Source organism: Pseudoalteromonas sp. SG41-5 (assembly GCF_014164495.1).
GTDB lineage: Bacteria > Pseudomonadota > Gammaproteobacteria > Enterobacterales > Alteromonadaceae > Pseudoalteromonas > Pseudoalteromonas rhizosphaerae.
Window position 1 is genome coordinate 1 of record NZ_JACJFH010000043.1, and the last position, 12,505, is coordinate 12,505.

Annotated in this window: 11 protein-coding genes; 1 reads left to right on the top strand and 10 read right to left on the bottom strand. The window is 37.7% G+C overall.

Annotated features, from left to right (window positions below):
- Both H5232_RS12610 and H5232_RS12615 read right to left on the bottom strand, forming a co-directional pair.
- On the bottom strand, positions 1-1,366 hold a 1,366-nt coding region (locus H5232_RS12610; RefSeq protein ID WP_182830961.1), incomplete at its 3' end, for a conjugal transfer protein TraG N-terminal domain-containing protein.
- A 91-nt stretch (positions 1,367-1,457) separates the two neighbouring features.
- Complete coding sequence (locus H5232_RS12615) at positions 1,458-3,155, bottom strand: hypothetical protein (RefSeq protein ID WP_182830962.1); 1,698 nt, start codon at positions 3,153-3,155, stop codon at positions 1,458-1,460.
- A 183-nt stretch (positions 3,156-3,338) separates the two neighbouring features.
- On the opposite strand from H5232_RS12615, the gene H5232_RS12620 reads away from it, so the two are divergent.
- The gene (locus tag H5232_RS12620; RefSeq protein WP_182830963.1) at positions 3,339-3,914 is read left to right on the top strand and encodes a hypothetical protein; all 576 of its coding nucleotides are present in this window, start codon (positions 3,339-3,341) and stop codon (positions 3,912-3,914) included.
- Here the strand turns inward: H5232_RS12620 and H5232_RS12625 are convergent.
- The 8 genes from H5232_RS12625 to lepB form a co-directional block, all read right to left on the bottom strand.
- The gene (locus tag H5232_RS12625; RefSeq protein WP_182830964.1) at positions 3,900-4,859 is read right to left on the bottom strand and encodes an NYN domain-containing protein; all 960 of its coding nucleotides are present in this window, start codon (positions 4,857-4,859) and stop codon (positions 3,900-3,902) included. The genes H5232_RS12620 and H5232_RS12625 overlap by 15 nt on opposite strands.
- A 189-nt stretch (positions 4,860-5,048) precedes the next feature.
- Positions 5,049-5,948: a hypothetical protein gene (locus H5232_RS12630; RefSeq protein WP_182830965.1), complete on the bottom strand. Its 900-nt coding sequence runs from the start codon at positions 5,946-5,948 to the stop codon at positions 5,049-5,051.
- 70 nt (positions 5,949-6,018) lie between these two features.
- Positions 6,019-9,177, bottom strand: coding sequence for a conjugal transfer protein TraN (gene traN, locus H5232_RS12635; protein WP_182830966.1), 3,159 nt, complete (start codon positions 9,175-9,177; stop codon positions 6,019-6,021).
- Between the two features lie 91 nt (positions 9,178-9,268).
- Positions 9,269-9,520 (bottom strand): hypothetical protein, encoded by a 252-nt coding sequence (locus tag H5232_RS12640; RefSeq protein ID WP_182830967.1) that lies wholly within the window; start codon positions 9,518-9,520, stop codon positions 9,269-9,271.
- 11 nt (positions 9,521-9,531) lie between these two features.
- On the bottom strand, positions 9,532-10,575 hold the full coding sequence (locus tag H5232_RS12645) for a TraU family protein (protein WP_182830968.1): 1,044 nt from the start codon (positions 10,573-10,575) through the stop codon (positions 9,532-9,534).
- A complete protein-coding gene (locus tag H5232_RS12650) occupies positions 10,575-10,724 on the bottom strand; it encodes a hypothetical protein (protein WP_155950869.1) in 150 nt (49 codons plus the stop codon). Before H5232_RS12650 ends, H5232_RS12645 begins: the two co-directional genes overlap by 1 nt.
- Positions 10,721-11,899: a TrbC family F-type conjugative pilus assembly protein gene (locus tag H5232_RS12655; protein WP_182830969.1), complete on the bottom strand. Its 1,179-nt coding sequence runs from the start codon at positions 11,897-11,899 to the stop codon at positions 10,721-10,723. Before H5232_RS12655 ends, H5232_RS12650 begins: the two co-directional genes overlap by 4 nt.
- Positions 11,886-12,386 carry a signal peptidase I gene (lepB, locus tag H5232_RS12660; RefSeq protein WP_182830970.1) on the bottom strand — a complete coding sequence of 167 codons (501 nt, stop codon included), beginning with the start codon at positions 12,384-12,386 and terminating at the stop codon, positions 11,886-11,888. Before lepB ends, H5232_RS12655 begins: the two co-directional genes overlap by 14 nt.
- Positions 12,387-12,505 lie beyond the last annotated feature (119 nt).

Here is a 12,505-nt window from a genome sequence, read left to right on the forward strand (position 1 = left end):
CACCCATCATGGTGTGAACACCCCTATGCAGTATATATAAAGTGAGCATAGGTACTGCAGCAGCCAAACTACTTGCCACTGCAATAAATGATTCGATTGTTGACATGCTATGCCCCCACATACCAAATGTGATTGCACTTACACCACCGCCACCAGCTGACACTGATGTGAATCGACCTTGAATAGCAAGTAAAGTAAAAAGGTTAACCGCACTCATGGTTACCGGCCACAAGTTAACCCACACAGTTACCCCAAAGAACATAGCAGCTGATTTCATAGCTTCAGCACCCATTACAAGCATGATTGCAATAACTGGGATCAAGAAAAACACAAAGGCCTCAATGAAGGTTGCAAAACCAATTGATAGCTCCAAAGCTAGGTTTCTATCCGCGGCCATTTGGTAATGTCGCTGAGACTTTGTTTCTATTAAAGTAAGTTCAGAGCGGAGCCCTTGCATATCCCCACTTTTTGCAGCAGCTTCAGCAAAAACATTTGATAAATACCTTCCCGTCGCTAAATGGTATGCATTCATTGTCGCGCTTAATGCAGAAATCGATTCCGCACCGGCTTCAACATCTTGTGGTTTTACATTTTCTTTCTGCAAAAACCTGTCAGTCATCTCTCTGAAACTTGAGCTATCAAAGTAACTTTTGAGCTTCAAGTATGCGTTTGGGCAAGTTAATAGCTCCATGGCAGGAGTGTCGATTTGAATATAAGTGCTTCTTGATGGTGTATTAATTCTTATAGACTCAAGAAAGTTTTCCATTGGGGCATTTTTTATTTTGTCAGCATTTAGCTCAGCGTCATTGCCACCAACTTGAAGATCCCAAATTACACAGTCTTGAAGGTAGTTCATTGTAGATGTTTTGATTCTGTACCTTTGGGCATTAACGCCTGAATCTAGTTCTTCAGAGCCCATATATCCAAATTTATCAAGCGCCACTAGCGCTCTCATTGGATCGAGAAATTGACCAGCCTGATAACCATCCGGTGAGGCGAATGAATCTTCATAATCTCGTGAAAGCCCATACATTCCTGAGGTCATCATTGCAATAACAGCTGCTATGCCAGGTGCATCATTCACATAATACACATCTCCAGTTCTTACCGACTCAATAACAACATCTACTTTAGAAAATGGACCACACAAGACCATAAACATACAAAGCCCAATAAACCAAGATAGTACTGGGTTAGAGTTTGGGTTGATCCAACTTTTTACTACAAGAGTCATCAGTGAAAGTAGAGCTGTAGCACCAATCAAAATATGCAAAGATGAAAAGCCAAAATCAAACATTCTTCGAAGGCCCATTAGAACCTCATACATGAACGCAGTTTCACCGATTGAGTAAATTGTAAAATCCATAAAAAAAGCCAGAATATTGAGTCTGGCTTAATCTTAAAATTGAAAAAAATTTTAAAAGCGTGATTTTCAACTGAATTTCAGTATTTTTTGATTAAAATACCTTTTTCTCAAAATAAACACTTATATCCCCAATTTTATGGTCTTTGTAGTAGCTAATATTTATTGAGTTACCCATCATGCTGACTGATACGGGAAAGGCGGGCTCTTCTGTAGACATTAAACCTAGAAAACCATGCTGATTAACAACGTAGTCTCCATGTGAATTTTTTACCGGGTTAAAGTCACCGTCGAGTAATGCAGTCTGCCCCTTTCTAAAAGCAAGCAACTCGCTTAGTGTTAAATCAAAAGCAAACGTATCAGGCAAACAATCAATTGTTTCTTTTGGTAGTATATTGACTGCTCGATTGCTTATTGAACCATCCGTCACGGATACTTGTTCCAAAGATTTTAGCCACAACTTACGGTAGTCTGTTCGATTAAAGATATTAAACTCTGACCCTGGTAAAAATGGCAAAACATCTATTGGAATTAAATTTACTTTTGCCGAACTATTCTTGTTATGAATAAAGTTAATATCTAGGACAGCTCGATAGAATTTTACACCTGAAACTTCTATCACAAGAAAAAAGTAAGGCTTGCCTCTCGATAAATCATCTACACGATTAATATAGCTGCTTTGTACTCCATAGTGGTTTTTCGGACCCCAAAACCAATCATTGAACTCAAAGCCATCATAGCCCCCTTCACTAATTAACTCATCAAAACTAAGTTGCATTGAAACTTGCTTAACATCTGCAAACGGATATTGACGGAAAGGTGATGCCTCAATATTCCCCATATATTCTTCAGATAAATTGGACATCTGCCCATTTAATACATTTTTGAAGTTCTCTATGCTTTCTCTGTATGCATCCCACATATTTGAATAAGGCAAGACGTCACTATTATAGTCTTTTAATCTCGCTCTAGACTTTTGCAATTCGGATAGTAGTAAGTTTTTAGTAAAATCAATTTCTAAAACTTTTGGAGATAACCCAGTCAAGAGCTGGAGTGTTAGCATCGATACACCTACTTTAAATTCTGGCCTGTGTGGAGCTTTTCCAATCGAAGGAAATTGAGGGTTTACATCTAACAGATTTGAATCAATCTGTGCACACTCTTCATTTCGAATATTTACTCCATTTGAGATACCTTTGCGAGAGTAACTACGGGCTGCAACTAAAGCGCGGATGTTCATTATTTCTGAGAGCTTAAGACCACCATAAATCATTTGACCTTCACTAATTTGAGGTTCTTTGATTTTATAGTCTGATATTGTCACTAGGTTAGATAATTTGCTTTGGATATCAGCAAAGAATTTATATTCAAACACCTTTTCTTTGAGTCTTTTTTTCAATGATGATTGTTTTGTTTCGACGCCATTAAACAGAAATACTTCGTCATAAATCCTAATAGTATTCTCGTTACCAATTAACTCTGGACCTTCAGTTAACTCAAAAGTAGCCGTTGCATTAAGGGTGCTTTGCTCTTGCTTTAAGTTTAGTTCTTTAAGTTTTGCCCTTACATTTGGCAATAATTTATTGCCGCTTATAACATTCGTGTTGAGGTTTACTTTTACTTGCTCCACAGCTTTTTTTTGAAGTAGATACTCGATTACTTGTGCGTCGTAATCAGTGGTGTTACTGAGCGTTAAATTGACACTAACTTTTTCTGCACCATAAGCACTCCCGAACGCATAGAATACTGTCAATATAAAAACTCCATTTGCTAGCGCTTTCAATAAATTCATTAAAACGGCCTCAAAGAACTAAAACTGTATTAATCATTTCATGAATTTCATTTCGTGCAGCGGTTAAAAACCAAACTAAATATCGAATATTTACAATATGTTATAAAAAAATGCCATTGTGTTTCTTATATTTTCACAAACCTGTATTCAATAAATTATACTTTTCACTTTGGAGGGGGATTTATGAAATTTGTATTTTTACTAATCATTTTAGTATTGAGCCATAGTGCTCATGCATCTGATACTGTGAGAGTTATCAAGTTTAAAACTATCGGTCTCACAGTTAATGAGTACAACATTGTAGATTTAATATATAAAGAAGCTGCTCAAAAGCAAGGCGCATATTTCATTGTTAATAATTCACAAGTAGGTGTATCGAGCTATAGCGAGAAGGCCAACATTTTACGTCCTATATCTGTAAGTATTGTTGACTATACAATCGAAGATAGTGAAGTAATAGCGACCATACGCTATGATCATGCAGCTTTGAGAGTTACTTCAGACAGATACAAGGATAAGTTGAATGATGAAAAAAAAGCCAATAAATTGCAGCAGGCTCAATTAAGCGAATATTGTGAGAAGAAAACCTCAAGCGCAATCGATATAAAAAAAATCTTGCTTGAACTGCAACATGTTTTACCTGAAGAAATTCACAATGATGGTGAGTTAACCAGCATAAAAACTGAAATCGACTTAACATCGAATATTTCAATGGGCAAATGCAAAAATTACCAAGAAAAGTACTCAGGCATTCATTAGCTTATACTCAGCATAAGCTTTAGCGTGTGCCAAAACAGCATCAACTCCGTCACTCGTAAATAGCATTTCTGATGGGTTTTCAGTTAATAATGGTAATCCATCCACATCTGGTTTTTTTTCATGCAACCATCTCCAAGCCTTGGGTATAGAACCACACACTTTTCTGGAGCTTAAAATCTCCAAGACCTCCCCAACTTTTTCACTAAACTCAAACCATGATACTGGCCTGTAAACGGATGTACTCGGGCCTTTAATTAAGATCGGAAGCTGAGATTTTGCAAGCTCTTCTTCTTTAATGCCGTGAATTGTCCAGTCTGCAAGGTTTATCAATGATTTATTTCCACTTCTGTGTCCATCCGAACTGTCTCTGCGTGGAATGACAAGCCCAACTTTAATTTCTGAACGTATTTTAAGTTCGTTCAATTCTTTTAGCTTGCGAAGTGCAGGAGCAATATCTGTATCATTTGTTGCAAAGACAATTTGTTCAACGTCCTTATCTATAAAAGCATCAAAAACAGCATCCAAAGCAACATTCACATCACTCTGCTTTTCTTCAATTTTCCAGACTTTGGCCTTTTTTTCACAATTACGTGGCAGCTTTTTAGAGCCATTATCATCAGTCTCAACAAGTCGACAATCAATTTCATCTATCGTGTAAGACCCTTTGACAATCTGTACTTTAACTGAATTCTGGCGGTGGTTTTTAAGCCCTGCATGATAACTTCTTTGGTCTTTAACTGAGTTTTCATCATCAGCCACTTTATCGCTAATTTCAGCAGTGTAAAACTTAATACCGTATTCTTTAGTTAATACAGATTTGGGGATGCCTGAGCGGGGGAGTAAAAAATTTTCGAATAGAAATGTTAGATCTAACCATTTAAAATTTGTACATTTTAAACAGCCGTAGTAAAAGTTATATCCGTCTATGTATACGCGAGTCTTCACTTTGTACTTTTCTAATGTCCATAATTGAAAAAACCGGCCTAAATAGGCCGGCAGTTTCGCCCAAGCCCAGTGGTCGCAATGCCAAACGTGGGACGAGGGAAAGTAGTAATTTAATTATATATACCCACAACAAAAAAACAAGTATGTTTAAAATATTTCTAAAATACTTATTGAGTATTTATCCAATATTTAAAGCTTTGCATCCAAGGGTAATTCTGAAAAACTCATATCTTTTGAGTTAAAGTCAAACAACTGTTTTTTATCATCATTTTTACGGTAAAAAATATAGCGCAAATCATCTAAATCCGAACCATCACCTGCCTTTTCGTTTGAAATGAAGTGATAAACCTTACCTTGGTGAATTACTATAGGTGAGCCAGCATAGTAACCGTATGATGAACTGAAAGTACCGCCGCTAATCTTTCTAGGATGGTACAAGTATACATCATCGCCTCTGTAACCGTTCATCATGAATAGAGATATGATGGTGTTACGTGTCTCAAAGACTACATAAGCTTCACTCTTCAATTTATCGTAAGAACCAATATACCCATGGCCCAAATACTGAGCACAAGATATAGAAGCTACGTTTGCATTTTCACAATACGCGTTACTTTTATATGTAATTTGCCTTTGGATGCTTGTACTTTTTTCATCTGCAATCATTAGTTGATTTTCTGAAGCTAGTTGGTCAATTTTCTTTGAAGCCCTCTCCACGATCTGATTAGCATTTTTTAAATCTGATAAAGATACATTTTTAACTTTTACAATAAATTGAGCTTGTTTAGCCAATGGCTCATTTTCTAATGCAGATTCATTAATTGCTGAAGTCGCTGCACCAGCAAAGTCTAGCATTAATAATTGACCAAGCTGCATAGCACTAGCACCAGCAACTTGGCGAGTTGCCTCAATACCATCAGAACTATCAACAAATTTGTTACTACCTGCTAAACGCATAGTAGTTTTGGCAAAAGAATCTGTATTATTTGCTTGAAAATTATCATACACAAGAGGCTCTTTTGTTGAAGAGCAAGCAGATAAAGTTAATGCCATGAATGAAGCAAGGGCTATTTTAGTTATATTTTTCATAGGTTTTCTCGTTTGTCCCGAAAGTACCTCTATCGTACTTTATTATTTATATTGCGCAACTTTATAATCATTAATCATCATTATTGAAGTAACATGCCAATGGTCTCGGCACATATGAGCAATCAATATCATCTGCATTTATGATACTTCTTGTTTCAATAGCTCTCTCAGCCAGTTCAGCGTCCACCGCTCTTTGTGTTGTTCTATCAACTACATTTTCTCGACCTTCATTATTAAGCATTCGACCAGAGCCAGTCAACTTATCAAGGTCTTGATCAAAGTCAGCAATACCAGACTCGATCATTATGTTAATCCATTCACTTAAATCAATTTTATTCCAGTCCAGGTTAGACAATTGCTCAGGTGTTAACCCCGGGCAATTTCTTATTTTTGAACCATCAATTTCTTCAGTTGTATATTCTTCTAAGTCATGGCCAAGCATTGGTGATGCTTGTTCCATTATTATTCGAGACAAAATTGAGTCATAACAGCAATAATCTTGACGGCGTAGATAACAGACACCCAGAGCATCTTCAGCACAGTATTTCTTACCTACGGGAATGCATTGCTTTGTAGCTAGTCTTACACCCATATCCATTTCATATTCATGACAAGCAGTGAGCAAGTTCAAAGCGAGTTTTATATATTGATAAACCATATAAGCAGCATACACATAACCAATGATCGCTACAGCCTGACTCGCCCCCTCAGATAAAACAGCATCACCAGCTGCACCAGCCGCGCCGTCCGCAGCTGTATTAAATAATGCTTCACTTACTGCATCTGGTAAGGCATCGCGCATGTAGTTCATTGCTTGCTGTTTTAATTCATCCATTGCCTGTTCAGAGAAAATATCCATGGCAGCGCCTGAAGCATCAACCACCTCCCCTGCTGCATTACCTGCCGCAGTACTTGCCGCATCAGTAAATACTGTAGACACAGAAGACCATGCGCTTGAAACAGCTTCACCTGCTGTTGTAGCTGCATCAGCAATTGGCTGTCTTAACTGTTGGTACCCCCCAACAAAAGCGTTACTTGTTCCATCTAAGCCAGCAATAAATGCGTCGGCTTGTAGCATTCCATATGCCCCTTGCGCATACTCATATATATCGATTCCATCCGGTGCTTCACAACAGTCATTGCCTAAACCACTTGGTTCCCAAGAGCAAAACTTTCCTTCACCTTCAAAAATAGTGCAAGTTGATGGGTCTGTAGGATCTTCACAGTTCATTCCATCTTCCATATGTTGTATAACTGTGGCCATAGCTAGAGCATCTGCGAATTGATCATTAACTTCACTATTTGATGTTTCACAATTCCCTCCAACACAAGGCAATGTAGCCGCACAGCTATTCTGTGTTACGGAGCTTGTTACAGTCGAAACAATTTCTTCATCACATTGATACTCAATAGTGTAAGCGAAGCAAATATCATCGGCGTCATCTCGCTCCCAAAGCCACCCTTCAGCACATGTTCTCTCAATTTCTTGGCATTGCGTATCAGTTTGGTAAGTAGCGCAGTGGTTTGGTTGAGATTCTATCTCATCCCAGGAATAACATTGGAATTCATCCTCTATCCCTGCAGCTTTTTCTTCCTCAGTAGCTCTCCGAGTTACAATACAATAATCTTCACCTTTAGTAGGATCACAGTTATATCCATCAAGGTTAACTCTCCAAGTTTTATTTCCTGTATCACCATTATAAAAAGGAGGGACTGTTTCTAATATTTCTGGGGGTAATCCAACGCTACCAACTTCGATATTTGTATAGCTATCAAATTTACAAAAACCTTCAAACCGGCTTTCAGTACCACCACTGGTGGTGTCACTAAACCCTGCTAAGCCATTGCTTTCCTTTAGCTCACTTTCAATCGCATCATAGCAACCGGCTGGATACTGCTTGTTTTCCCCTACTTCACCAGTAAACCTATATCTTACTTGAGCGTTCAATATCCATTTTGTGTCACTACCATCATCAGTTTTATCTTCAACTTGGACAATACCTTTTAAACCATTTGCACATGTTGGCGCTTGCAACTCTCGAATCCAAGTACTTTCATCAATACTTCCATCTATAGTGGTGTTAGACCAAACACCAAGGCTTACCCTATTAATATTAGTATTATTAACTGTGCAGAAGTCTTCAAAACTTGGACCTTCAAATTTCAGCTCTGTTGCAATTGAATCAGTTGGGGCTATTGTCTTAGCAGTTTGCTTCTTTAGATCAAATTCTACTGTTAAAAATTGCTTGCCCTTACCCGCCATTTGCACAATTACGTCATATGCAACTGGTGTAGCTCTTTCAACTTCGCAATATAAGCTATTGCTTGCAAGTGGTTGCATACATAAATGATTTGTTGATTGTGTTGATGTAAATTCACGTGTTATGTCAACTGACTCATCTGTGCATGACGATAACCATGATCCGGTACCGTCAAGGGCATCATTCACTTCATTAAATCCGTAATTGAAAATACTGCTTCTTGGGTTTATTTCTGGAGGTTTATTGTCATTCTGAATTGATTGAATTGTTTGGTATACAGTTGCATCACTAGCAGTGCCAGTTTTCAAACTGTTAATTTTAGTTGTTCCTGAAGCATAAAACTCTGTCTCATTACCATAGTGACTGTCTGCATCAAATGTTGTTTGAGAGTGATTTAGCTCTGAGCTAGTGTACTCGTTTTGATTAGAAACATGCTCAGCAACTTTTGATTCATCAATAGTCCCAACATAATTACCACTATCATCTTTTGTAAGCGAAACTCCCCCATTACTATAATTTGTAATTAAACCTCCACTTGCATTAGTCGATGGAACAACAGCTGACTTTGACATGTCTCTAGCAACATTTACGCTATCTTCAATCCGCTGCTTTGCATTGTCTCCATAATTACCATAAGCAGACAAATCAACTGTTCTAGATGCCTGTGGGGTTAGGTAGTATTTTTGAATTATTTCATTTTCTCGATTTGGATTTATGACTGTTTGATTTGGGTATTTTAATAACGTTTGATTTAAACGCTGATCATCGGAGCGGTTATTTGTTGGATCATCTGTTTTGTATTTTTGTTGAATTTGGTCAAACCGTTCCTGTGCAGCAATAGCTTTTTCAAATGGAGTGGCAATCGCGAGTAACCCTGCCCATACCCCAATTGCTGATACAGTAATGGTTTGACCAACCATGCTTGCAATGATTGTATATCCGGTTAATTTCTTCTTAAAACACTTCATTCAACATAGAGCCATGACAATTGATTTGAAGTTATTTTAAAATCTATATTTCCATCTAAATCTGAATTTTAATTAGATTTTTGACTAAAACTTACTTTTTTAGTTTTCTCACAGCTTTATCAGGATGTGTAGAAAGTTTTTCCTCTATAAACCTATGTGCTTTACCTTTTCCCATGTGATCTAAGCAATCGCAGACCAAAGCTATGCTATCACTTATTTCTTCGTTAAATTTTGGGCTTGTATATTTATGATATGTCGTTTTTTGGAATTTAAATAAATGCATAGCCTGTGGTTTGCTAAGTTTATATTTTCTTAAAAATGATTTGAAATCTTCGCTGTTCATTAAATTACTCACTATTCTGAAGGCGCATTGATACCAGAGCTAATTACGCAACAGTCATTAAACCGCCACAGTAAATATAAGTAGTCTTCAAGACCTGGGATGGTTCTACCACCAGCCGCTGTAGACCATTTATGTTCAGACTCTCCCAATGGGTGACAGCACTTACCATTTGGAGAGTTTCTATCAGCTTCTGCTACAGGGTGAAGCATCGAAAGCTTATACTGGGATTTGGGAATCATTGGCCAAAACTCGGGTTTACACATTGCATCCTCTCCGATTGTTTTTCTAGCCAACCCCTTTCGGTGCAAACTCGCAAGTACACGTTGTGTCAAAAGAGAAGTTACACGCGGCCCAGACTCACCATCATAAACATTTCCAGTAAATGGATAGAGACTTCCGTCGCAGCCAGCACAACCATATGTAGATTCTTGAACATCTCCTGCTGTAATTGCGGCACAATCCGCAGTACACCACGCTTTTGCAATAGGATTTGCAAATATGAATGCTTCTGGGGATAGTAAAATTGAGAGCAAATCATTGTTCCAGGTTGGATCAATTTCACTAAGATACATCAAATCAAAATCTGTATATTCACCACCACATTTAGGCAAATACAAAATTTCTAACATCGCAAATAATGGGTATGAATAGTAATGATATTGGTACGTTGCCAAGTCTGCACCACCTGAACTTTTAACATCCACTCCAGTCGACAATGAAAATAGATCATCCTGAAGCCTAACTCCCCCTAACGCGGGTGCACACCATGGAACTCTCACATGTTCGACTAATCTAGAGGGCTGCCAAAATCCCAGTTGATAGCCAAACTCAGGGATTCCAAGAGCATCATTACAAGCACAAATCGATTGGTCAGGTGCAGCCCCATTTGGTTTTGGACCCACTCCCATCAATCGCACTGGTAAGAAGCACGACCAACAAACTTCATTTATTATGTTGCTAAATACATTCGCATTATTGCATGCGTTACCTTCGGCTTTTGTTTGCGTTGAAAATAAAGCGGCTAAGAAAATAAGGGAAATTGATGTAAAGCGCATTACAATTGACCCACTTTTGACTCTAACCAATTAAATGCGATTAGAAAGTAATGCCAAGCTGTATCCCAGATTTGCTTTGCTACAGTGGGGTACTCGTAACTTAAATAGATCCCACCCAAAACGCCTAACCCAACTAAAATTAATTTCATTTTTCACTCCAATCGAATTGACGTACAAGTAAATAACCATTGCTTTGTGTTTCGATTTTGCTTGGTGTAGCTTCCACTTTGAATTTCTCAATAACTTGTTTAGGCAAAATGAATACCGGTGCCCCAAACTCATTTCGAAACTTACTAAGGTCATCCCACCCTTTGTCTTTATCCATATGGGTTAGATGAATCTGAAACTGCCCTGTTATCGATTTTAATTCTTCCTTAACCCAATCAACCTGTGACTTCACATAGGGGTCAATTACAAAAATTGTTAAATGCATAGGGAATTGTTTTAAAGGGTTTGTTATGTCGCCTGCTCGGGCCAATAACTCACCACGGCCATTTTTGATATCTTGAGTTACGCGAACAGTCGTATCTATTAGCCATTGCTTAGATTCTTCTGACGTTGGGAGAGGGTAAGTTTTATATTTCTTCCAGAACCTTTCTTTTGCTAAACGTTGCTTCTCAGACCAATCAATCTTGCCTGCTGCAGCTTTCATTTGCTCTATGATGTCAGGTTCGTCAATATTGAATAATTGACCTAATGGTTTTAACTTGAAATCGCCTTGTTTTTGGTCAAACTGCTCTTTTGCATATTGCGCATTCAATGTGCCCGGAGCAATGAGGTGCTTATTACCATTTCTTATGACGATAGTTGGTACACCGGTTACATTAAACTCTTTAAATCTAAGTGGGTTTATTCCTACATTTGGTTCTACGTTTGATATGGCACTTAATTTCTGAATAAGCTTCATCGTCGATGATATGTGTGTAGCCCCTTTTTCTAACCCTCTAAATAAAATTGTTAAGTTATGCTCTTTGGCCACTTTGAAGGCATCAATAAGTGCTCTTCTGGGCATTGAGAAACTTACGAAAATAGCGCCATCTGTACCTTCTAATAAATCAATTTTATTTTCTTGTTGTGGAAGCGCTCTCTTCATTGTTTCACTGGAAATAACAACAGCCTGATCTGCAATTGACTTGGCTAAAGCTATATCTTTTTCTTGAATTGTTGGCTTATCTATATCTTTTAACCACCCATTTTCTTTGGCTTTCTCGACAGCTTTATTCGCAGCGTCTTGAAAACTAGAAACATCATATTCGTTTTTTTGATTGGCACTTACCGAAACTGAAAACGCACAAAACAAAAGTATCGACTTAAAAAATTGCATATGCTTTCCCCAAAATATCCTCTTCATTTATTGGCCCCCAAAACCTGCTGTCATAGCTATAAATAGTCTCACCAACCATAAAGAATTCATTTTCATTCAAGGTGATTTGTCGCTCATACTCTTTTGGGCTTAACTGTAAGAAATTAATGGCATGCGTCATTCCAGCAATTTTGGATTCGACTCGATTTACAAACATTTCATTTGGCGAGTATTTGATTTCATCTCCTGGAACACCGGCTGCAATTTTTATAAAGCTCAACCCTTTATCAAAATTTTTATCTTCCTTGTTAAATTTGAATGCAACTAAATCTCCCCTTTTAATATCCTTATCGCGCTTGTCGACTATGAACATGCGAGCATACAAACATTGATCTTGAAAGGTAGGAAATGAAAATGTGAAGCGAGCAAAAAATAATTCCGCTAACCCATATAAGCCTAGTAGTGTTAGGCAGACTATGATTGTGCTTTTTAATTTTACGCTATTCATAGCTAACAGTTTTTGTGAGAACGTAAATAAATTCTACAGTGGGATTTTTGAGTAATTCTGAAATTTTCTTTCGTATTGAACTTTTTTTGGCGATTAAGAGAATATTTGTGGTACATTAA